Raw genomic sequence first — 21505 nt, forward strand, 5'->3', positions numbered from 1 at the left:
GCGCGATCCATCCTGAGCAATGACCCACCATAGCTGGAATTCTGGTGGGTTCTGTCCTCAATCCGACATTCTGGAACTTCCGACACTTTCGAGTATGACAATGTCATGCTGTCGTTCTAATTTCAGCGCTATGCGAACAAGCAAACCCATCACCGTAACTCTCGGCAAGCAGCAAGCCTCTCTGGATGCGCGCCTACAGTCAGGCGCGTATGAATCGGCAAGCGAAGTCGTGCGCGCAGGTTTGCGCGCCCTTGATCGCGAAGAGGCAGCTTTGGACGAAATCATGCGCGCCAAAATTCTAGAAGCGATAAACGATCCTCGGCCCGATGTTCCGGCGGCAGACGTTTTCGCGCGCCTTCGCTCTCGCCATGCTGAGGGAAGGTAAGCTGTGACGTATAAAGTCGTCTTTCGTCCCGCAGCGGAAAACGATCTTATCGCACTCTATCGCTACATCGCGACAAACAGCGGCCTCCAACCAGCGGACGCATATATCGATCGTATCGAACAGGCATGCATGGCCCTTGCGGATTTTCCCCTTCGCGGTACGCTGCGCGACGATCTTCATCCAGACCTGCGCATCACTGGCTTTGAACGTCGCGCGTCGGTTGCGTTCCTTGTCGAGAACGATACAGTCCGCATTCTTGCCACTCCCCCCTCTGCCCGTGTTAGCTAGGCCATGGCCTTCACCCTCCGTCAGCTCCAATATTTCGTCGCCGTCGCCGAACAGGGCTCCATTACCCGGGCGGCGCAGAACCTGTCGATCTCGCAATCGTCGATAACCGAAGCAGTCAAGGAATTGGAGACGGACTTGGGCGTCGAGTTGTTCGAACGGCATCCGCGCGGGTTGCACATCACCCATAACGGCCACCAGTTCCTGCGCCATGCGACCAAGATCCTTGCAGGCGTATCGGATGCGCGACGGTCGTTTTCACAGGAACGAGAATCGCGCACCGGCGGCAAGCTCAATCTTGGCGTGACCTCGCTCGTTGCCGGCTACGTCCTCTCCGATCTCCTTGCCCGCTATCGCCGCGCTTGCCCGGAAGTCGAGGTCAGTGCCATCGAAGACAATGGCTCCTATCTCGAACATCTGCTGGTCGGCGGCGAGCTCGATGTTGCCGTCATGGTCATTTCCAACCTGCGCGACCGCATGGCGCTGCAAGCAGAAATCATCGAGACTTCGCCCTATCGCCTCTGGCTGCCGCTCGGACATCCGCTGGTTTCCGCTGATATCATCTCCGTTGCCGATATCGCCAAAGAGCCGTTGATCATGCTGACGGTCGATGAAATCGAAGAGAATACCGGCAAGCTTTTGACCGCGCTCGGCGCCCGCCCGCATGTCGCCTTCCGCACCCGCTCGGTCGAGGCGGTGCGCAGCCTGGTCGCCACCGGCGCCGGCATCGCCCTTTTGCCCGATCTCGTCTACCGGCCGTGGTCGCTGGAAGGCGACCGGATCGAAAGCCGGGACGTCTCCGGCGCTCTCCCCGTGGTCCAGGTCGGCATGGTCTGGCGCAAGGGATCCGGGTTGCCGCAATCGGCAAAAGACTTCATCGGGATTGCAGAGGCCCTGCGCAGTGGCAGGTCCCGGTAAATTCGATCGATATCGGTAAAACCGATAGCAACATTCTGATTAATGAATTTGCGAAAGTGGCAAAATAGAGGCACCTTTTCTTCTGGGAACAGAACCGTGAAATACGGACCAAACCGGGAGACTGAAGATGAAGCAGATTCTGAAATCCTGCACCGCGCTCACCCTTTCGCTCGCTTTCGCCACCCACGCTTTTGCTCAGGAGCCGCTGAAGGAACTCGGCAAGGGCGAAGGCGAACTGTCGATCGTCGCCTGGGCCGGCTATATCGAGCGCGGCGAGACCGACAAGGCCTATGACTGGGTCACCGGCTTCGAAAAGGACACCGGCTGCAAGGTCAGCGTCAAGACCGCGGCAACCTCGGATGAAATGGTCGCGCTGATGAACGAAGGCGGCTTCGACCTCGTCACCGCCTCGGGCGACGCGTCGCTGCGGCTGGTTGCTGGCAAGCGCGTCCAGCCGATCAACACCGCCCTCATCCCAAGCTGGTCGACCATCGACGAGCGTCTTCAGAACGCGCCCTGGCATACGGTGAACGGCACGCACTACGGCACGCCCTATGTCTGGGGCCCGAACGTCTTGATGTACAACACCGAAGCTTTCAAGGGCGAAGCGCCGAAGAGCTGGAACGTCGTGTTCGAAGAGATGGCATTGCCGGACGGCAAGTCCAACAAGGGCCGCGTCCAGGCCTATGACGGCCCGATCCATGTGGCCGACGCCGCCAACTACCTGATGTTCCATAAGCCGGAACTCGGCATCAAGAACCCTTACGAACTCAACGAGGACCAGTACAAAGCAGCCCTCGACTTGCTTCGCGTCCAGCGCACGCTGGCGAACCGCTACTGGCATGACGCGATGATCCAGATCGACGACTTCAAGAACGAAGGTGTCGTCGCCTCCGGCTCCTGGCCCTTCCAGGTCAACCTCCTGAAGGCCGAAAAGCAGCCGATCGCCTCCGTCTTCCCGGAAGAGGGTGCTACCGGCTGGGCTGACACGACCATGCTGCATGCCGAAAGCGCCCACCCCAACTGCGCCTATATGTGGATGGAACACTCGCTGTCACCCAAGGTTCAGGGCGACGTCTCGGCCTGGTTCGGCACCGTTCCTTCGGTACCGGCCGCCTGCAAGGGCAATGAACTCCTGACCGACGAAGGTTGCGCTGCCAACGGCTACAACGACTTCGAGAAGGTCAAGTTCTGGAAGACGCCGGTTTCAAAATGCGAGAGCCAGGGCGAATGCGTGCCTTATCACCGCTGGGTGTCGGACTATATCGGCGTCATTGGCGGCCGGTAAACGGCAAACTCGGATCTGATCTCCCCCCTGGAGGGGGAGATGTCACGAAGTGACAGAGGGGGGTAAACTCTCCTCACATGCGGAGCGGGCTTACCCCCTCTGTCGGCGATGCCGACATCTCCCCCTCAAAGGGGGGAGATCACCGCGACCTGTGTGATAACCCAATCAATAGCTTGCGGAGCAAGGAAGACCCATGACCGCCGCCGTCCTGTTCGAAAACGTCTCCCGCCACTTCGGCACTGTCAAGGCCGTCGATGCGGTCGACCTTGAAGTCGCAGCCGGCGAATTCTTCGCCATGCTCGGCCCTTCCGGTTCCGGCAAAACCACTTGCCTGCGGCTGATGGCCGGCTTCGAGCAACCCACCGACGGCCATATCGAGATTTTCGGCGAAACCGCCGAGGGCGTGCCGCCCTATCGCCGCAGCGTCAATACGGTGTTCCAGGACTATGCCCTCTTCCCGCACCTCTCCATTCTCGACAACGTCGCCTACGGCCTGATGGTCAAGGGCGTCGGGAGGCAAGAACGCCGCAGGGCGGCCGAGGATGCGCTCGCGATGGTCAAGCTGCCGGGCTACGGCCAGCGCCGTCCGGGCCAGCTCTCCGGCGGCCAGCGCCAGCGCGTGGCACTTGCCCGAGCCCTCGTCAACAAGCCGAAGGTGCTGCTGCTCGACGAGCCGCTCGGTGCGCTCGACCTCAAGCTGCGCGAGCAGATGCAGGAAGAGCTGAAGAGCCTGCAGAAATCGCTCGGTATCACCTTCGTCTTCGTCACCCACGACCAGGGCGAGGCCCTGTCGATGGCAGACCGCATCGCCGTGTTCAACGACGGCAAGATCCAGCAACTCGGCACGCCGGAAGATATCTACCAGCGGCCGCAGACCCGCTTCGTCGCCGATTTCGTCGGTTCGTCCAACATCCTGTCCAGCGCCATCTGCGCCAAGCTCGGGGTACCCGCCGCCGCCGCAAGCCTGCGCCCGGAAGCGATTGCCATCGGCATCTCCTGGGCAGAGCAACTCACCCTGCCCGGCACTGTCACCGCCCACAGCTTCCTCGGCGCGGTCAACCGCGTCAGCGTCGACTGCGCCGGAGAAAGGATCATCGTCGCCAGCCCCGCCGCCATGCCCGTACCCGATATCGGCGCGCACGTGCAGCTCGCCTTCTCGCGCAACGACCTTCACTTGATGGAGGTTGCATGACCTTCGCCTCCACGCAGACCATCCTGCCGAACAGGCCCCGCCTGACCGGACGAATTTCAGACTTCCTCTGGAAGCACCCGCACGTCTTGCTCGCCGTGCTGCTCGGACCGCCCGTCCTCTGGCTCGGCATCATCTATCTCGGCTCGCTGTTTGCGCTTCTGCTGCAGAGCTTCTTCTCGATCGACGATTTCTCCGGGCTGATCAATTACGAGTTCACGCTTGCGACCTACAAGCAGCTGCTGTCGAATGCCAATTTCGACATCATCGTCCGCACGGTCACGATGGCCTCCGCGGTCACGCTGTTTTCGGCGCTGATCGCCTTCCCGATCGCCTATTACGCGGCGCGTTATGCCAAGGGGAAATGGAAGGCCGTCTTCTATCTCGGCGTGATGCTGCCGCTCTGGTCGAGCTACCTCGTCAAGATCTATGCCTGGAAGCTGATCCTCGCCAAGGAAGGCATCCTCACCTGGGCCTTCACCAAACTCAACCTGCTCTGGCTGCTCGACGGCTGGCTCTCGCTTCCCATCATCGGCGGCAATTCGCTCTCGGTCAGCTATACCGGCACCTTCCTCGTCTTCGTCTATGTCTGGATGCCTTTCATGATCCTGCCGATCCAGGCAGCGCTTGAGCGCGTGCCCGCCAATCTGATCGAGGCCTCGTCCGATCTCGGCGGCACGCCGCAGCAGACATTCCGGCATGTGCTCTTTCCGCTGGCGCTACCCGGCATCGTCGCCGGCTCGATCTTCACCTTCTCGCTGACGCTCGGCGACTACATCATCCCTCAGATCGTCGGCTCGTCGCGCCTGTTCATCGGCCAGGCCGTCTATGCGCAGCAGGGCACGGCCGGCAACATCCCGCTCGCCGCCGCCTTCACCGTCGTGCCGATCGTCATCATGGGCCTCTATCTGTGGATGGCCAAACGCATGGGGGCCTTCGATGCGCTCTGACCGCTCATCTGCACCGCTCGGCCTGAAGATCGCCGCCATCGGCGGGCTCGCCTTCCTGCATATTCCGATCCTCTTGATCTTCCTCTATGCCTTCACGACGGAGGAAAAGAGCTATCAGTTCCCGCCACCGGGGCTGACGCTGCAATGGTTTGCCGTCACCTGGAACCGGCCGGATGTCTGGGCAGCACTCACTTTGTCGGTCAAGGTCGCGACGATCGCCACAGCGATTGCCCTCGTGCTTGGCACGCTCTGCGCGGCCGCCGTCAGCCAGACGCGCTTCTTCGGCCGCGAAACCATCTCGCTGCTCGTCATCCTGCCGATCGCGCTTCCCGGCATCATCACCGGCATTGCGCTCCGCTCGGCCTTCTCGATGGCCGATATCCCCTTCTCCTTCTGGACCATCGTTCTCGGCCACGCGACCTTCTGCATCGTCGTCGTCTACAACAATGCCGTCGCCCGCTTCCGCCGCGTCTCCGGTTCGCTGATCGAGGCCTCGATGGATCTCGGCGCCGACGGTTTCCAGACGTTCCGCCATGTCATCCTGCCGAATATCGGCACGGCGCTTCTGGCCGGCGGCATGCTCGCCTTCGCACTGTCCTTCGACGAGGTCATCGTCACCACCTTCACCGGCGGCCAGCAGTCGACGCTGCCGATCTGGATGCTCGAAGAACTCATTCGCCCGCGCCAGAGGCCGGTCACCAATGTCGTCGCCATGGTGGTGATGCTGGTGACGTTCCTGCCGATCCTGGCGGCCTATTACCTCACGCGCGACGGCGACCAGATCGCCGGTGCCGGCAAATAGTCACGCGCCTGTTTCGGAAAATTGGACACGGTTTTCCGACTAAAACAGACGCCAGAAAAAGGGAGAACGGACATGGATACACAATTGCTGATCGGATCGACATTCGAAGCCGGAACCGAAGCAGAGGAACTGATCCTCAATCCGCGGACCGGTGCCAAAATCATCGACCTGCCGGAAGCCTCGCAATCGCAAATCGAGCGCGCCGTCGATGCGGCCGAGAAGGCCTTTGTCACGTGGTCGATGACGACACCCAGCGAGCGATCCGGCTATCTGCTGAAGATCGCCGATGCGATTGAAAAGGACGCCGATAACTTCGCCGCCCTCGAAGCCCTGAACTGTGGCAAGCCGATCAATGCCGTGCGCAATGACGAGCTGCCGGCGATCATCGACTGCTGGCGCTTCTTCGCCGGCGCGGTGCGTTCGATGCACGCGCCTGTTGCGGGCGAATACCTGCCAGGCTTCACCTCGATGATCCGCCGCGATCCCATAGGCGTCGTCGGCTCGATCGCGCCCTGGAACTATCCGCTGATGATGATGGCCTGGAAACTGGCGCCGGCGATTGCAGGCGGCAACACCGTCGTCTTCAAGCCGTCGGAACAGACACCGCTGACGGCACTGAAGATGGCGCGGCTGCTCGCCGATATTCTGCCGGAAGGCGTCGTCAACGTCATTCTCGGGCGCGGCGAAACGGTCGGCAATACCCTGATCAACCATCCGAAGATCGGCATGGTCTCAATCACCGGCGATATCGCCACGGGCAAGAAGGTGCTGCAGGCGGCCGCGAAGACGGTCAAGCGCACCCATCTCGAACTCGGTGGCAAGGCCCCGGTGATCGTCTATGACGACGCCGACCTCGAAGCTGTCGTGAGTGGCATCCGGACCTTCGGCTATTACAATGCCGGCCAGGACTGCACCGCCGCCTGCCGCATCTATGCGCAGGACGGCATCTACGAGAAGCTGGTCGCCGACCTCACCGCCGCCGTCTCGACGATCAAATACAATCTCGCCGACGACACCGAAAACGAGATCGGCCCGCTCATTTCCAAACGCCAGCGCGACCGGGTGGCGAGCTTCGTCGAGCGCGCGAGCGAACAGAAGCATATCCAGATCACCACCGGTGGTGACCTCGGCAGCAAGGACGGCTTCTTCTTCCAGCCGACCGTCGTCGCGGGCGCCACCCAGGAAGACGAGATCGTCCGCCGCGAAGTCTTTGGCCCCGTCGTCTCGGTCACCCGCTTCACCGACAATGACCAGGCCGTCACCTGGGCGAACGACAGCGACTACGGCCTTGCCTCCTCGGTCTGGACCAAGGATATCACCAAGGCGATGAAGGCCGCATCCCGCCTGCAATATGGCTGCACCTGGATCAACACCCACTTCATGCTGACCAATGAAATGCCGCATGGTGGCGTCAAGCAGTCCGGCTACGGCAAGGACATGTCGATCTATGCGCTGGAAGACTACACAGCCGTGCGCCACGTCATGATCAATCACGGCTAGCCACGGCCAGCGGCGACTGACAGTTCACCTCACGCTCAGTTGGTTATCCATATGAAAAGGCCACGGTTTTCGCACCGTGGCCTTTTCGGTTTTCGCGTTCTTCTTCGAAATTTTATAAAGCGCCCGCTCAAATGTTGCGCAAATCCCACAAACGACAAAACATGACTATAATAATCATAAAATTCACTTTTCCGCGAAAGGAATCTTGATAAAGAAACTCATCTTATCTCGCCTGTCCAGAAAGTGCATGACATGCCCCATCTTCGTTACCCCATTCGGTCCACCGTCCGTTTCGCCCTCGCCGGCACCTCGCTGCTCGCCTTGTCGCTGGTGGCATTCGCGCAGGATGCAGAGCAAGCCGCAACGACGAGTGACGGGGCGACGACGCTCGAAGCCTTGACCGTCACCGGCGGCAGCGGCGGCGTCATCACCGCCGATGGCTATGTCGGCACGAGCAGTGCCACCGGCGCCAAGGTCGACACGCCCTTCCTGCAGACGCCGCAATCGATCTCGTCGGTAACGGAACAGCAGTTGAAGGACCGCAACCCGCAGACCCTTCTCGACACGCTCGCCTATACGCCGGGTTCTCGTGTCGGCGCCTATGGTTTCGATCCGCGCTTCGATTCGTTCACGGTGCGTGGCTTCGACGTCACCTATACTGGCGTGTTTCGCGACAACCTGCGCCAACCGGGCGCCAGTTCTTCGCTGTTCAAGACCGAGCCCTATGGTCTCGAAGGTGTCTCCATCCTGCGCGGCCCCTCGTCGGCGCTCTACGGCGCATCCGGCGCCGGTGGTCTCTTCAACCTGATCACCAAGCGGCCGACCGAAGTGCCGCTGCATGAACTGCAGCTACAATACGGCACCGATAACCGTTACCAGGGGCAGTTCGATTTCTCGGGCCCGGTCAACGAAACCGACCCGGTCTACTACCGCATGACCGGCCTGCTGCGTGACGCCGACACCGAGCAAGTGAGCGTTCCCGATGACCGCGTCTATATTGCCCCGGCCTTCACCTGGAAGCCGGACGAAGACACAAAGCTGACGATCCTGGGTGAATATTCACGCACCAAGACCGGCGGTTCTGCCGCGTACTACAACGATCCGTTGACTGGCGAAGTGACGGATATTTTCGCCGGCAATCCGGATTTCAACGATTCGGTACAGAAGCAGGCCCGTATCGGCTACGAATTCGAGCACCGTCTCAACGAGACATTCACGTTCCGCCAGAACATGCGTGTCTCCACGCTGAATATCGACACGGACTGGGCCTTCGCCTATGCGCCGAACGCCGTCGATCCGACGCTGCTCGACAGCAGCGCCGGCACGTTCGATGAGCGCCTGACGGCTTTCGTGATCGACAACCAGCTGGAAGCGCAGTTCGATACCGGCGCGCTGGACCACACATTGCTTGCAGGCATCGACTACACCAAGCTGCGCTTCCGTTCGCTTTCCGGCACCGGCTTCACGCCGCCGCTCGATACAAACAATCCGACGGTAGGCCGCCCGACCGATCCGATCGACTTCACCAGCCGCGTCGTGCAGGACCAGTGGCAGCTCGGCACCTATGTGCAGGACCAGATCCGCTACGACGCCTGGGCGCTGACGGCCGGCGCACGCTACGACTGGGTCTCGACCGACACGGACACGACCGACCTGACCACGGACACCCTGAGCACGGTGTCCCAGAAGGACAAGGAATTTTCCGGCCGCATCGGCCTGACCTATGAGACCGACTTCGGTCTGGCGCCCTATATCAGCTATTCTACCGCCTTCGCGCCCAATGCCGGAATCAACAGGGAAACGAACCAGCCATTCAAGCCGACAGAGAGCGAACAGGAAGAAATTGGCGTCAAGTATCTGCTACCCAGCAGCAATACGATGATCACCGCCGCCCTGTTCAATATCGACCAGAAGAACAGCCTCTACTACGAGGTTCTGGACCTGGGGAGCGGACCCGAGAACGTTCAGGTGCAGCGCGGCAAAGTGCGGTCCCGCGGCTTCGAGATCGAGGCGAATACCAGCCTCGACAACGGTTTGTCGCTGGTCGCCTCCTACACCTATACCGACGCCAAGATCACCGAAGGCCCGGCGGATACGGTCGGCAACTACGTCTCCTCCGTGCCGCGCCACATGGCTTCGATCTGGGCGGACTACACCTTGCCTGCGGATGGCGTGGGCGCCGGCCTTGGCTTTGGCGCCGGCGCGCGCTTCCTCGGATCCAGCTACGGCAACGACCAGAACACGACGCGCAACTCCTCCCGCGTCCTGTTCGATGCCGCCGCCCACTATGACTTCGCAGCTCTCGACAAGAAGTATGAAGGCCTGCGTCTGCAGGTGAACGCCACGAATGTCTTCGATCGGCGCGAAGCGGTTTGCTCGGCAGGTTTCTGCTACCGCGACCAGGGCCGCGCCGTGATCGGCTCGTTGAAATACAGCTGGTGAGATTTTGACAGCGACCGCCAACCATGAGGACAAGACCGCATTCGGGCCATCGAGCCTGAAGGCGGTCTTTGCCGGCGAACATGCCTGGTGCGGCGAGAAGTTGATGCTGTCCTCGGAACTGGAAGACGCCGTTCCATTGGATGAATTCTTCCGCTCCGGCGGCTTTTCAGCGGCGCTTAACACTTATGCCGCCACGCATGGCGGCACCGATCGGCGCGCGGTCGCCTCCATGTGGTCGCTCTACTATTTTTCGACCCTGACAATCCCCTACATCGTCGCGCGCCGGGCCGATCGTGCATTGCCGGTCGCCGCGCAAAACATGACGATCGCTCTTGCCGAGGACGGGCTGCCCCGCGCCTTGGGGCTCGCCGGTGTGGGAGATTGGAGCGAAGGCGAAGACGGCGATCTCCTGTCCTTCGTGATGCCTCTGGTCAGCCAGCATCTCGCCGAAGTCGTCGCGCAACTGAAGGCGCATGGTGGCATTGCGCCGAAACTTGCCTGGAACAACGCGGCGGTCTACATCGACTACGCCTTCAACGCGACCGAGCGAGAACGCGCGGGCGACGGCGATGCCTGGGCCTCACGGCCACTCTTTTCCGAGCCGCATTTGCCCGATGGATCGGCCAACCCCTTCCTCGGCTGCCTGCGCCACGAGGCCGAAGGCAGAGAGACCGTGTGCCGCCGCAAAGTCTGCTGCCTGCGCTACCTGCTGCCCGGTATTCCGAGCTGCGGCGACCTCTGCGCATTGCCGGCCCAAAGAAAGCAATGATTGTGAAGCGCCTTTTTCTCCTGACCCTCGGCCTGTTTATGGCCTTTGCCACCTTGGTGACTGCACAGGAGCGTTGGCCAATGAGGCTCACCGACGGGATCGGCCGGCAGGTGACGATCAAGGCAAAGCCGAAAGCGATCCTGCTCGGCAGCGGCTTTAATCTCGTGGCGCTGTCGCTGATCCACCCGGATCCGGTCAGCCTGCTCGCCGGCTGGTCTGGCGACATGAAGGGCGACAACCCGGAGATTTACAACGACTTCGTCGCGAAATTTCCGGCCCTTGCCAACGTACCGATCATCGGCGACGGCACCGGTGACGGCATGTCCTTCGAGACCATCCTGTCGCTGAAGGCAGACCTTGCCATCATGGCGAACTGGCAGGCCGATACCGAACTCGGCAAGCGGGCGATCGACTATCTGGAAACAACCGGTGTTCCGGTGTTCGTGGTCGACTTCAACAGCGACCCCTTAAAGAACACGCCCGGCAACATGCGCCTGCTTGGCAAGATCCTCGAGCGCGAGGAACAGGCAAACGCCTTCGCCGATTTCTACGAGGAACACCTGAAGCGCATCACCGATCGCGTCGCGGCCGATCCCAATCCCGGCCCAACCGTGCTGATGGACGCCTTCCCCAACCCCGATCGCTGCTGCTATGCCTATGGCACCAGCGGCCTTGGCGAATTCATCGGCATCACCGGCAGCCGCAATATCGCGAACAAGAACCTGCCGCGCCAGGGTGGCATCGTCAGCAGTGAATATCTGATTGCTGCGGACCCGGAAGTCTATATCGCCACCGCATCACCTGGTGGCACCTATAGCGTCTTTTCCGTCGGCCCGGGCGTAACGGCAGAAGAGGCGCGCAAGACGCTCGGCGAAGCGGTAAAGAGTCCGGTGCTCGCCAATCTCTCCGGCGTACAGACGGGCCGTGTGCATGGATTGTGGAATTTTTTCAACGCCGTGCCGCTCAACATTCTGGCTGCCGAGGCCTTTGCCCGTTGGCTGCGGCCGGGCCTGTTTGCGGATGTCGATCCGGACAAGAGCATGAAGGAAATCAATGAGCGCTTCGCCGCCGTTCCCTTCAACGGCTCCTACTGGGTCAGCCTGAAATGAGAAAATGGCCGGATCCAAATCCGGCCATTTTGACGAGGTCTGTTACGCGGCCTTCTTGAGAGCCGTCGCATTGACCGAGGCTTCGGCCAATGCCGTCAGGTCGTGATCGGTCTTGCCTTCCTGCTGCAGCGTTTCATCGAGTAGCTTGACCGCATCCTTGAGACCGAGCATTGCCGCCCAGGTCTTCAACGCGCCGTAGCGGGCCATTTCATAATGCTCGACCGCCTGCGCCGCAGCCAAGAGACCGGCATCGAGAGCCGGTGAGTTCTTGAAGTCATCGAGAATTTCCTCGCCTTCCTCGATGAGCCCGTCTATAGCCGGGCAGGTCTTGCCGACGGCACGCTTGCCGAAGATTTCGAACACCTGCTGCAGACGTTCGATCTGGCCTTCGGTTTCGTCGCGATGCTTTTCGAATGCCGCTTTCAGTTTCGGGCTCTGGGCGCCCTTGGCCATTTTCGGCAGGGCCTTCAGAATCTTGCGTTCGGCGTAGTAGACATCCTTCAACAGATCATGAAACAGGTCTTCCAGGGCTTTTTCTGCCATTGGTATCTTCCTTTTTGCGTGATTGTCCCGTGTCGGGGGCGACCTGCGGGAAACGGGTTACCCCGCCCTTTGTTCCGCCTTGCATGACAATCATCGCCCTGCCCCGCACCCCGCTTCCCTCGCGCCGATGCCCCGCCTATATAAAGAGGGGGAGGACCGTGATGATTTGGATATTTCCTGCGCTTGCAGGCCTGTTGATTGTCTATTTCGCCATGCGTTCATCGCGCTTCCAGCGTTTTGCCGAACCAGCACTCAGTCTGATAGTCGCAGTCGGGCTGATCATTGCCTTCATCGTCTGGATCAGTGAAGGCAACAATGCTCCCAACGCGGAGACCGATCAGAGCAGACAGCAGATCCAACCGGCACTGACGCCGGAGGACATCTCCGTTGAAGGACTGGCGTTCGCGCGCAACCGGCCGGACACGAGCTATCGTGCGACCGGCACGATCGTCAATAAAAGCGGCTTCAATCTCGACTATTTCAGGCTGTCGGTAACGCTGGAGGATTGCCCGCAAAACCAGTGCAAGACGCTCGGCGAGGACGCGGCCCTCATTCTGGCGCGCATTCCTGCGGGCCAGAGTCAGAACTTCGAGACTTTCTTCACCTTCCCCAACCGCTACGGTGTAGAGCCGACGGCGCCCAAATGGTCGTATCGGGTGACCGAAGTCCGCGGGCGCTTGCCCTAGGCAACGCTTTCGAGCCCTCCCAGTATCTCAGCGGTCGTGACGACCGTCGCGAATTCCGCGCGAAGCGTCGCCACATGCGCTTGATGAATATCGGCGGCGGCGATCCTGGCGCCACGGCTATCGGCGAGATCGAAACAGTCGCAGGAGTCTTCCACAAGGATGACCTTGTAACCCATATTGGAGCCGACCCGCACCGTCGTCGAAACGCACATGTCCGTCGAGATGCCAAACACGACGATGGTGTCGATCCCCACGCGCCGCAGGCGCAGATCGAGGTCAGTCCCGATGAAGGCAGCGTTGACGCTCTTGGTCACCAATGGCTCACCGAATTGCGGCTCGAAACCGGGCCGGAAAGCGTTGCCCGGGCTTTCCGGCCAAAGCGACGAACCCTCCTGGATGCTGTCGTGCCGCACATGGATGATCGGGCGCCCCGTTGCACGCCATGCCGACAGAAGGGCCAGCCCATTGGCATCGACCTTGTCGTTCCACCGCGCCGGCCATAGTGCGCGGTCGAAGGCCTGCTGCATGTCCACCGGTATCAACGCCGTCTTGTCAGAAAGTTTCATGGGGCAATCTCTCCTTCGCCTGTTGCAAGCAAAGTCTAGTTGCCATTTCATCCGGTTTCACCGAGCACGACGGTGGAGAACCGGTCGTTTGTCCGGCAGAATGCATGAAGGGCGACGAAATGATCGAACTGGATGAAAAGGACCGCCTGCTTGTCGCCGCCCTGCGCAGTGATTCCCGCCAGAGCCTCGTCGCGCTCGCCAAACGCAGCGGCCTGTCGCGCAGCGCGGTCCACGAGCGGTTGCGCCGGCTAGAAAGCAAGAATGTGATTGCCGGTTATACGGTCCGTCTTGGGACCGAGGCACTCGATCCGGGAGTGCGGGCGCTGGTTGCCGTCAGTTTCCAGCAGGGCAAGAATTGCGACCATATCGTGCCGCATATTTCCGGCATCCCGCAGGTGGTCAGTTGCTGGTCGCTGGCGGGCGCCACCGATCTGATGCTGCTGGTCGAATGCGGATCAAATGGCGATCTCGACGTCATCCGGCGGCAGATCGTCACCATTCCGGGCGTTGCAACGGCCCAGACCCATGTGGCACTCCGCACGCATTTTGACCGGCGCGGCGGCTAAGCCCGGTTGATCTCATCCAGATACCAGTTGATGTAGCGCAGCTCGTTCTGCTCCATCGGCGCGATGGGGCCGGGCACGAAATAGTGCGAGCGGACGCCGCGCGACGTGTGTTCGATGATCGCCTTGTCCTCGTCGGTGGTCACCGTCCAGAGCCAGGTGAGCTTGGCAAGATCATAATCCCTGCCCTCCTCGGCCTCGCCATTGACGAGCCAGATCAGCTCCATCTCGCAGGCTTCCGGCCCCTTCGGAATGAAGCGGTAGATCATGCCATGGTCGGGGTAGCAGACGAGGAACGAGGTGCCACCGAGATGGACGGAGGTGACACCGCCATCGAATTCCGTAAAACGGCCCATCAGCGTGCTGAGCGGCGATCCGTCCTGGCTGCCGGTCTTGACGCCGTCATAAAGTGCATAGCGGAAGGCGTGAATGGTTTCCTTGCCGTTTTCAGACGTCTGCCAGTGATCGCCGGAGCCAACCTGGATGCCGAGCGCGCAGGTGCGTTCCTCCATCGCCGCGTTCAGCGCCTCGATCATGTGCAGCGGTTGTTCGAGCGCATGGGTTTGCGAATATTCCGGATGTGCCGGGCCGCAATGGTAGCACTCGACATAGTTTTCCACCGCCAGCTTCCAGTTGGCGTCGACCGGATAGCTTTGCCGATGCGCCACCTTTGCCTGTCCCCAGCCATATTGGCCGCAGGTGGCATGCAGGAGATTTTCGACGTCGGCGAAGTCGAGCGGGTTCTCGGCAAAGGAAATGAAGATCAGCCCCTCAACGACGCGGACGTGCAGCGTCTTCAGCCCATGATCCTCCCGCTTGAAATCCTTCGGCATCAGCCGGGCGGCCTTCAAGCTCCCGTCATTGCCATAGGTCCAGGCATGGTAGGGACAGACGAAGACGCGGGCATTGCCCTTGTCTTTGGTACAGACCTCGGCGCCGCGATGGCGGCAGACGTTGAGCAGCGCATGCACCGTGCCGTCTGCATGGCGCGTGACGATCACCTGCTCGGAGGCCATCCGGAAGACTTCGAAATCGTTCGGCTTCGGGATGACGCTCTCATGCGCGACGCAATGCCAGTGGCGGCGGAACACGCGCTCCAGATCGCACTCATAAATTTCCGGGTCCATGTAGAAAGGACGCGCAAGGCCGTGGCCCGGCTTGTGGGCTGCGACGAGCTGGTTGATGCGGTCGGCGGACGGTACGGCGGTGTTTTTGGTGTCAGGTGCGAGCATGGTGATGCCTCCGGAAAGACTGCCCGGAAAACCCGCGTTCCGGCGCGCGCATGCCATGGGGTGAAGAGCGCTTGGCGGACCCCCCTCTGTCACTTCGTGACATCTCCCCCTCACGGGGGGAGATCGGCAACAAGCAGATTGCCCCTTCTAAAACAGCAAGCAACGGGACTTGCAGATACTTTGCGGAGTTGGTGCGCAGCGCAGCCGGAACAGCCGCCAATCTCCTCTCTTGAGAGGGAGATGTCACGCAGTGACAGAGGGGGGTACTGGCGGCAAATGCCGATCTGTCCATCGTCATCATCACATCCTCACCCGCTCCGCCTTCGGGTCGTACATCGGCGCAAGCGACGCCTCTGCCCTCACCCGCGTTCCGGCGATCTCGATCTCGTAGGATGAACCAAGCATATCCACCTCGCTCTCGCCCTCGCAAGGGACATAGCCGAGGCCGATGGCGCCGCCGAGGTGGTGGCCGTAGTTGCCCGAGGTCACCGTGCCGACGATCCTCCCGTCGCGCACCACCGCCTCGTTGTGGAACAGAAGCGGCTCCGGATCGGTCAGCTTGAACTGCACCAGCCGGCGAGACAAACCCGCTTCCTGTTTCCTCAACACCGCGTCACGGCCGATGAAATCGCCCTTCTGCGGGCGGACGGCAAAACCGAGCCCGGCCTCCAGCACATGGTCCTCGTCGGTGATGTCATGACCGAAATGGCGGAAGGCTTTTTCGATGCGGCAGCTGTCGAGTGTATGGATGCCGCAGAGCTTCAGCCCGACATCCCTGCCCGCTTCCTCCAGTGTCTCGAACACATGCGCCGTCTGGTCGGTGGAGACGTAGAGTTCCCAGCCAAGTTCGCCGACATAGGTGACGCGGTGGGCGCGGCCGAGGCCCATGCCGACTTCGATTTCCCGCGCCGTGCCGAAAGGGTGCGCCGCATTCGAAAAGTCGTTCGGGCTCACCTTCTGCATCAGGTGACGCGCCTTCGGCCCCATGACGCAGAGCACGGATTCCGAGGCTGTGACGTCGGTGACGACGACGAATTCGTCGGCAATGTGCCTGCGCAACCAGGCAAGATCACGCTGCAGCGTGGCGCCGGGAACGACCAGCAGGAACGCCGTTTCGGAGAGCCTGGTAACCGTCAGATCACTCTCGATGCCGCCGCGGGCGTTCAGCATCTGCGTGTAGACGATGCGGCCCTGAGCCACATCCATCTGGTTGGCGCAGAGTCGCTGCAGGAAGGCAAGCGCATCGCGGCCCTCGACGCGGATCTTGCCGAAGGAGGTCATGTCGATCAGGCCGACGCCATTGCGGATCGACAGATGCTCTTCCCTCTGGTTTTCGAACCAGTTCTGTCGCTTCCAGCTGTATGTGTATTCCCGCTCCTGGCCAGGCCTGGCAAACCAGTTGGCTCGTTCCCAGCCCGCCACTTCACCGAACACGGCGCCGCGTGCCTTCAGGTGCTCGTGCAAAGGCGTGCGGCGAACCCCGCGCGCAGTCGCCATCTGGCGATAGGGGAAGTGGTCGGCATAGAGCAGTCCAAGCGTCTCGGTCACGCGCTCCTTGAGGTAGGTGCGGTTCTTCTGGAACGGCTGCGCCCGGCGGATATCGACTTCCCAGAGATCAAACGGCGGCTCGCCATCGTTCATCCATTGCGCCAGCGCCATGCCGGCGCCGCCGGAGGAGACGATGCCGATCGAATTGTAGCCGGCCGCGACCCAATAGCCCTTCAGCTCCGGTGCCTCGCCGAGATAGTAGCGGTCATCCGGCGTAAAGCTTTCGGGGCCGTTGAAGAAGGTATGGATGCCAGCTGTTTCCAGCATTGGCATGCGGTTGACCGCCTTTTCGAGGATCGGTGCGAAGTGGTCGAAATCCTCAGGCAGCTGGTCGAAACAGAAATCCTCACGGATGCCGTCCATGCCCCAGGGCTTGGCCACCGGTTCGAAGGCCCCGAGCAGCATTTTGCCGGCATCTTCCTTGTAATAGGCGCACTCATCCGGCACGCGCAGCACCGGTAGCGACTTCAGCCCCGCGACAGGCTCGGTGACGATATAGAAATGCTCGCAGGCATGCAGCGGCACGGTGACGCCGGACATATTGGCAAGCTCGCGCCCCCACATTCCGGCAGCGTTGACGACGTTCTCGGTCTCGATGGTGAACGTCTCGCCGTTCTGCACGCAGGTGACGCCGGACACCCGGCCATCCTTCTTGTGAACGGCCGTCACCTTGACGCCTTCGAGAACCGTCGCTCCGTTCTGCCGCGCGCCCTTGGCGAGCGCCATGGCGATATTGGCCGGATCGCACTGCCCGTCGAGCGGCAGATGCACGGCGGCCACCACGTCCGAGACGTTGAGATGCGGATACATCTCCTTGACTTCGCGGGGCGTGATCTCGCGCACATCGACATTGAAGGCGCGGGCGAGCGAGGCCTGGCGGTAGATTTCCTGCTTGCGCTCCTCGGTCAGCGCAACCGTGATCGAACCGCATTGGCGCATGCCCGTGCCAATACCGGTCTCGGCCTCCAGCTTGGTGTAGAGATCGGCCGAATATTTGGCGAGCCGCGTCATGTTCTGCGAGGCGCGCAGCTGGCCGATCAGGCCGGCCGCATGCCAGGTCGTGCCGGATGTCAACTGCTTGCGTTCGAGCAGAACAACATCGGTCCAGCCGAGTTTGGCCAGATGATAGGCGATGGAACAGCCGGACACGCCACCGCCGATGATGACGGCTCTCGCCTTTTTGGGGATCGCCTTGCTCATCCGCGCAGTCTTTCATTCTTGGGATCAAACAACGGCTCATCGGCCTGCACGATTGCCTTGAAACGATCGCCGTAGATTTCGACTTCGACCTCGGTTCCGGGCTCCGTCAAATCGGCACGCAGCATGCCGAGCGCCACGGATTTGCCGATACGGTAACCCCAGTTGCCCGAGGTTGTTTCACCGACCACCTTGCCGTCATGCCAGAGCGTCGACATGTAGGGTGCATCGCATTCTCCGGCATGCACCACCAGCGTGACGAAGCGCTTGGTCACGCCCTGTTGCTTCTCGCGCTCAAGCGCCGCCTTGCCCTTGAAGTCCGGCTTTGCCCAATCGACGAAACGCTCCAGACCGCCCTGCAGGATGGTGTAGTCAGTCGAAAGATCGCCCTTCCAGGCCCGATACCCCTTCTCGATGCGCAAGCTGTCGAGCGCCTCCATGCCGAAGGGTTTCAGCCCATATTTCTGTCCGGCCGCCCAGACCGCATCGAAGATCGCGGCCGTATCGTCGATCTTTGTGTGAATCTCCCAGCCGAGTTCACCGGCAAAGGACACCCGCACCAGCTGGCACCAGCGGCCGGCGATCTGCACCGACTGATGCGTTAGCCAGCCCTTGAAAAGATCGGCGTCCGAGACTTCCGCGAGTAACTCGCGTGACTTCGGCCCTGAAAGAATCTGGCAGGTGAAATTGTCGGTCACATCGTCGAGCGTAAACGCCGCATCCTTCGGTAGATGCTTTTTCAGCCACTCGAAATCATGCCACTGCGCGGTCGCCGCGGTGATCAGGAAAAAGAAATCCTCCTCCAGCGCCATGACTGACATCTCCGTCACGATGCGTCCCTTGTCATCGGAGAAATAAGCAAGGCCGATGCGGCCGGGCTTCGGCACCTTGCCGGTGATAAGACCCAGCAGCCAGTCGCGGGCGCCCTCGCCCTTCAGCCGGTAACGCGAGAAACCAGGAAGATCGAGAATGGCGGCCGCATGCGTGACCGCAAGACATTCCTCCTCGATCCGCTTCGCCCACGGACCAGCACGGTTCCAGGTCTGCGTTGATTCCTCGGACGTGTCGTCCTCTGGCTGGGCGTACCAATTGGCGCGCTCCCAGCCGTTGTAGGGCTTGAACTGCGCGCCGAGTGCCGCCATCCGGTCGTGGATCGGCGACAACTTCCTGTTGCGGCCGGCCGGCCAGGCATGCTTCGGAAAATGCATCGCATACTCGTGGCCATAGACTTCCATGCCCTTGGCGATGCAATAGTCTTGGGCCGCAAAACTGGTGAAGCGGCGCGGATCGCAGGACCACATGTCCCACTCCGTCTGGCCCTCCGTCACCCATTCGGCCAGCACCTTGCCGGCCCCGCCCGCCTGGCAGATGCCGAAGGTGAAGACGCAGGCCTCGAAGGCATTCGGCACGCCCGGCATCGGCCCGATCAGCGGGTTACCATCCGGTGCATAGGGGATCGGCCCGTTGATCATCCGCGACAGGCCCGCCGTGCCGAGAATCGGCACACGCTCGACGGCATCGTTCAGATACCATTCCAGCCGCTCCAGATCGTCCGGGAAGAGTTGGAAGGAGAAATCCTCCGGCATCGGGTCGTCCGGCGTCGCCCAATGCGCCTTGCAATTGCGCTCATAGGGACCGAGGTTCATCCCGGTCTTTTCCTGCCGCAGGTAATAGGAACTGTCCACGTCACGTAGCAGCGGCAACTTGTGACCGACCTCCTTCGACCAGGCAGCGAGCTCCGGAATTTCCTCGAACAGCATATATTGATGGCTCATCACCATCATCGGCACGTCGCGGCCGAACCACTTGCCGACTTCGCGGGCATAGTAGCCGGCGGCGTTGACGACATATTCGCAGCGGATATCGCCCTGCGGCGTCGAAAGAATCCACTCATCGTTTTCCCGGCGGGCGCCGGTGGCGGGACAGAACCGAAAAATCTTCGCGCCCATGTCGCGCGCGCCTTTCGCCAGCGCCTGCGTCAACTGCGCCGGATCGATATCGCCGTCATAGGGATCGTAGAGCGCGCCAGTGAGGTCATGCGTCTCGATGAAGGGATAGCGCGTCTTGATCTGGTCGGGCGTGAGGATATCGAGATCCATGCCCTGATACCGGCCCATGCCGACGACGCGCTTGAACTCCTGCAGCCGCTCCTTCGAATGGCCAAGCCGGACCGAGCCGGTGACGTGGTAATTCATCGGATAGTCGACGAGATCGCCAAGCTCGCGATAGAGCGATGCCGAATAGCGCTGCATGTTCATGATCGACCAGGAGGACGAAAAGGTCGGCACGTTGCCCGCCGCATGCCACGTCGATCCGGCCGTCAGCTCGTTCTTCTCCAAAAGCACGCAATCGCTCCATCCGGCCTTGGCCAGATGGTAGAGCGCAGAGGCCCCGACCGCACCTCCCCCGATGATCACGACGCGCGCATGAGACGGCAAATTCGACATGTCTGTTCCCTTGTTTGGAGGGAAGTTTTGGCAACGAAGCGCACCAGTATCAAGCGGTCAGAATTCGCTTTATTGATCGAAGAGTTCGATTAGATTGGGTCAAGATAGCCCCCTCACCCTGACCCTCTCGCCGCCAGCGGGGAGAGGGGACGACAGAGTTTGCCGCTCGGTCCTTCTCCCGGTCAGAAAGGGGAGAAGGTTGCCGACAGGCCGGATGGGGCAGAGCCAGGAACGAACATGCAGATCGACCTCATCGAAACCTTCCTCGACCTGATGGAAACCCGCAGCTTCAACCGGACGGCGGAGCGGCTGAACATCACGCAATCCACCGTCTCCCACCGCGTCAAGGCGCTGGAGGCGCAGTTCAACCGCAAGCTCTTCACCCGCAACAAGGGCGGCACCGCGCCGACGGCATCCGGCCTGCGCTTCCTCGATCATGCCAAGGCGCTGCAGCACCAATGGCACGAGGCGACGCGGGCAGTGGAGAGTGCCGGCGCCTACGAGCGCTCGATGCGCCTCGGTATCCAGCATGACCTGGCCGAAGCCTTTGCCGGCCGCTGGCTGTCCGCCATCCGCGCCGACCTGCCGGCTACCTCGATCTACATGGAAGCCGATTATTCCAATCAGATGAACCGCGATCTGGCGGCCGGCGATCTCGATCTCGCCATCCTCTACACCCCGCATTACCTGCCCGACCTGCATTACGAGCGGATCGGAGAAATGACCTACATACTGGTCAGCACCATTGCGCGAACAGTCCGCGACCTGCGGCCGGAAACCTATATCCAAGCCGTCTACTCCCCCGCCTTCGACAGGGCGCACAGGCTGGCGCTGCCGCATCTGTCGGCCGCACCGCTGGCGTCGGGGCAGAACATCGCCATCATGGATTTGCTGAAGACGCTGGGTGGCGCCGCCTACGTGATGAGCGGCACCGCTACGCGGCTTGCCAAAGAGGGTGCTGCCTTCCCTGTGGACGATGCTCCCACCATTCCGCAGGCGGTCTATGCCGCGACCAGCATCCGCACGCGTCACGCGCACCAGCACCGCCGCATTATCGGCGTGATGCAGGATCTGCTGGCTTCGTAG

Annotated in this window: 19 protein-coding genes; 14 read left to right on the forward strand and 5 right to left on the reverse strand. The window is 61.3% G+C overall.

The window, feature by feature from the left end; translation table 11 throughout:
* The first annotated feature begins 130 nt into the window (after positions 1 to 130).
* From WI754_RS18765 to WI754_RS18815, 11 genes are all read left to right on the forward strand, one after another.
* Positions 131 to 385, forward strand: coding sequence for a type II toxin-antitoxin system ParD family antitoxin (locus WI754_RS18765; RefSeq protein WP_349437867.1), 255 nt, complete (start codon positions 131 to 133; stop codon positions 383 to 385).
* Positions 386 to 388: 3 nt separating this feature from the next.
* Positions 389 to 673 carry a type II toxin-antitoxin system RelE/ParE family toxin gene (locus WI754_RS18770; RefSeq protein ID WP_349434958.1) on the forward strand — a complete coding sequence of 95 codons (285 nt, stop codon included), beginning with the start codon at positions 389 to 391 and terminating at the stop codon, positions 671 to 673.
* A 3-nt stretch (positions 674 to 676) separates the two neighbouring features.
* Positions 677 to 1588, forward strand: a complete 912-nt coding sequence (locus WI754_RS18775; RefSeq protein ID WP_349434959.1) for a LysR family transcriptional regulator — start codon at positions 677 to 679, stop codon at positions 1586 to 1588.
* A gap of 127 nt (positions 1589 to 1715) precedes the next feature.
* On the forward strand, positions 1716 to 2876 hold the full coding sequence (locus WI754_RS18780) for an ABC transporter substrate-binding protein (RefSeq protein ID WP_349434960.1): 1161 nt from the start codon (positions 1716 to 1718) through the stop codon (positions 2874 to 2876).
* A gap of 193 nt (positions 2877 to 3069) precedes the next feature.
* Positions 3070 to 4068, forward strand: a complete 999-nt coding sequence (locus WI754_RS18785; protein ID WP_349434961.1) for an ABC transporter ATP-binding protein — start codon at positions 3070 to 3072, stop codon at positions 4066 to 4068.
* A complete protein-coding gene (locus tag WI754_RS18790; RefSeq protein WP_349434962.1) occupies positions 4065 to 5015 on the forward strand; it encodes an ABC transporter permease in 951 nt (316 codons plus the stop codon). The genes WI754_RS18785 and WI754_RS18790 overlap by 4 nt, the downstream gene beginning before the upstream one ends.
* Positions 5005 to 5817 carry an ABC transporter permease gene (locus tag WI754_RS18795; RefSeq protein ID WP_037158596.1) on the forward strand — a complete coding sequence of 271 codons (813 nt, stop codon included), beginning with the start codon at positions 5005 to 5007 and terminating at the stop codon, positions 5815 to 5817. Before WI754_RS18790 ends, WI754_RS18795 begins: the two co-directional genes overlap by 11 nt.
* Positions 5818 to 5889: 72 nt before the next feature.
* A complete protein-coding gene (locus WI754_RS18800; protein WP_349434963.1) occupies positions 5890 to 7317 on the forward strand; it encodes a gamma-aminobutyraldehyde dehydrogenase in 1428 nt (475 codons plus the stop codon).
* Positions 7318 to 7569: 252 nt separating this feature from the next.
* Entirely contained in the window at positions 7570 to 9759 is a 2190-nt protein-coding gene (locus WI754_RS18805) for a TonB-dependent siderophore receptor (RefSeq protein ID WP_349434964.1), read from the forward strand.
* Positions 9760 to 9862: 103 nt separating this feature from the next.
* Positions 9863 to 10528, forward strand: coding sequence for a siderophore-iron reductase FhuF (gene fhuF, locus WI754_RS18810; protein WP_349437868.1), 666 nt, complete (start codon positions 9863 to 9865; stop codon positions 10526 to 10528).
* Positions 10529 to 10566: 38 nt separating this feature from the next.
* Positions 10567 to 11637 carry an ABC transporter substrate-binding protein gene (locus tag WI754_RS18815; protein WP_349437869.1) on the forward strand — a complete coding sequence of 357 codons (1071 nt, stop codon included), beginning with the start codon at positions 10567 to 10569 and terminating at the stop codon, positions 11635 to 11637.
* Positions 11638 to 11679: 42 nt separating this feature from the next.
* On the opposite strand, the gene WI754_RS18820 is transcribed toward WI754_RS18815, so the two are convergent.
* Positions 11680 to 12180, reverse strand: a complete 501-nt coding sequence (locus tag WI754_RS18820; protein ID WP_349434965.1) for a ferritin-like domain-containing protein — start codon at positions 12178 to 12180, stop codon at positions 11680 to 11682.
* 161 nt (positions 12181 to 12341) lie between these two features.
* Here WI754_RS18820 and WI754_RS18825 point away from each other — a divergent pair, with 161 nt between their 5' ends.
* Positions 12342 to 12866: a hypothetical protein gene (locus WI754_RS18825; RefSeq protein WP_349434966.1), complete on the forward strand. Its 525-nt coding sequence runs from the start codon at positions 12342 to 12344 to the stop codon at positions 12864 to 12866.
* Here the strand turns inward: WI754_RS18825 and WI754_RS18830 are convergent.
* Entirely contained in the window at positions 12863 to 13432 is a 570-nt protein-coding gene (locus WI754_RS18830; RefSeq protein ID WP_349434967.1) for a cysteine hydrolase family protein, read from the reverse strand. The two genes, WI754_RS18825 and WI754_RS18830, sit on opposite strands and share 4 nt — an antisense overlap.
* A 104-nt stretch (positions 13433 to 13536) precedes the next feature.
* Here WI754_RS18830 and WI754_RS18835 point away from each other — a divergent pair, with 104 nt between their 5' ends.
* Complete coding sequence (locus tag WI754_RS18835; RefSeq protein WP_349434968.1) at positions 13537 to 13998, forward strand: Lrp/AsnC family transcriptional regulator; 462 nt, start codon at positions 13537 to 13539, stop codon at positions 13996 to 13998.
* Here the strand turns inward: WI754_RS18835 and WI754_RS18840 are convergent.
* The 3 genes from WI754_RS18840 to WI754_RS18850 form a co-directional block, all read right to left on the reverse strand.
* Positions 13995 to 15227, reverse strand: coding sequence for an aromatic ring-hydroxylating dioxygenase subunit alpha (locus tag WI754_RS18840; RefSeq protein WP_349434969.1), 1233 nt, complete (start codon positions 15225 to 15227; stop codon positions 13995 to 13997). The two genes, WI754_RS18835 and WI754_RS18840, sit on opposite strands and share 4 nt — an antisense overlap.
* Before the next feature lie 300 nt (positions 15228 to 15527).
* Entirely contained in the window at positions 15528 to 17975 is a 2448-nt protein-coding gene (locus WI754_RS18845; protein ID WP_349434970.1) for an FAD-dependent oxidoreductase, read from the reverse strand.
* Complete coding sequence (locus tag WI754_RS18850) at positions 17972 to 20419, reverse strand: FAD-dependent oxidoreductase (RefSeq protein ID WP_349434971.1); 2448 nt, start codon at positions 20417 to 20419, stop codon at positions 17972 to 17974. Before WI754_RS18850 ends, WI754_RS18845 begins: the two co-directional genes overlap by 4 nt.
* Positions 20420 to 20656: 237 nt before the next feature.
* On the opposite strand from WI754_RS18850, the gene WI754_RS18855 reads away from it, so the two are divergent.
* Entirely contained in the window at positions 20657 to 21505 is an 849-nt protein-coding gene (locus WI754_RS18855) for a LysR family transcriptional regulator (protein ID WP_349434972.1), read from the forward strand.

Origin of the sequence: Pararhizobium sp. A13 (genome assembly GCF_040126305.1) — a bacterium.
Lineage (GTDB): Bacteria > Pseudomonadota > Alphaproteobacteria > Rhizobiales > Rhizobiaceae > Pararhizobium.

Excerpts from the sequence above, each read along its gene's own strand:
- WI754_RS18765 (WP_349437867.1), top strand. The coding sequence starts at position 131 with ATGCGAACAAGCAAACCCATCACCGTAACTCTCGGCAAGCAGCAAGCC.
- WI754_RS18775 (WP_349434959.1), top strand. The coding sequence starts at position 677 with ATGGCCTTCACCCTCCGTCAGCTCCAATATTTCGTCGCCGTCGCCGAA.
- WI754_RS18780 (WP_349434960.1), top strand. The coding sequence starts at position 1,716 with ATGAAGCAGATTCTGAAATCCTGCACCGCGCTCACCCTTTCGCTCGCT.
- WI754_RS18785 (WP_349434961.1), top strand. The coding sequence starts at position 3,070 with ATGACCGCCGCCGTCCTGTTCGAAAACGTCTCCCGCCACTTCGGCACT.
- WI754_RS18790 (WP_349434962.1), top strand. The coding sequence starts at position 4,065 with ATGACCTTCGCCTCCACGCAGACCATCCTGCCGAACAGGCCCCGCCTG.
- WI754_RS18795 (WP_037158596.1), top strand. The coding sequence starts at position 5,005 with ATGCGCTCTGACCGCTCATCTGCACCGCTCGGCCTGAAGATCGCCGCC.
- WI754_RS18800 (WP_349434963.1), top strand. The coding sequence starts at position 5,890 with ATGGATACACAATTGCTGATCGGATCGACATTCGAAGCCGGAACCGAA.
- WI754_RS18805 (WP_349434964.1), top strand. The coding sequence starts at position 7,570 with ATGCCCCATCTTCGTTACCCCATTCGGTCCACCGTCCGTTTCGCCCTC.
- fhuF (WP_349437868.1), top strand. The coding sequence starts at position 9,863 with ATGCTGTCCTCGGAACTGGAAGACGCCGTTCCATTGGATGAATTCTTC.
- WI754_RS18815 (WP_349437869.1), top strand. The coding sequence starts at position 10,567 with ATGGCCTTTGCCACCTTGGTGACTGCACAGGAGCGTTGGCCAATGAGG.
- WI754_RS18820 (WP_349434965.1), bottom strand. The coding sequence starts at position 12,180 with ATGGCAGAAAAAGCCCTGGAAGACCTGTTTCATGATCTGTTGAAGGAT.
- WI754_RS18825 (WP_349434966.1), top strand. The coding sequence starts at position 12,342 with ATGATTTGGATATTTCCTGCGCTTGCAGGCCTGTTGATTGTCTATTTC.
- WI754_RS18830 (WP_349434967.1), bottom strand. The coding sequence starts at position 13,432 with ATGAAACTTTCTGACAAGACGGCGTTGATACCGGTGGACATGCAGCAG.
- WI754_RS18835 (WP_349434968.1), top strand. The coding sequence starts at position 13,537 with ATGAAGGGCGACGAAATGATCGAACTGGATGAAAAGGACCGCCTGCTT.
- WI754_RS18840 (WP_349434969.1), bottom strand. The coding sequence starts at position 15,227 with ATGCTCGCACCTGACACCAAAAACACCGCCGTACCGTCCGCCGACCGC.
- WI754_RS18845 (WP_349434970.1), bottom strand. The coding sequence starts at position 17,975 with ATGAGCAAGGCGATCCCCAAAAAGGCGAGAGCCGTCATCATCGGCGGT.
- WI754_RS18850 (WP_349434971.1), bottom strand. The coding sequence starts at position 20,419 with ATGTCGAATTTGCCGTCTCATGCGCGCGTCGTGATCATCGGGGGAGGT.
- WI754_RS18855 (WP_349434972.1), top strand. The coding sequence starts at position 20,657 with ATGCAGATCGACCTCATCGAAACCTTCCTCGACCTGATGGAAACCCGC.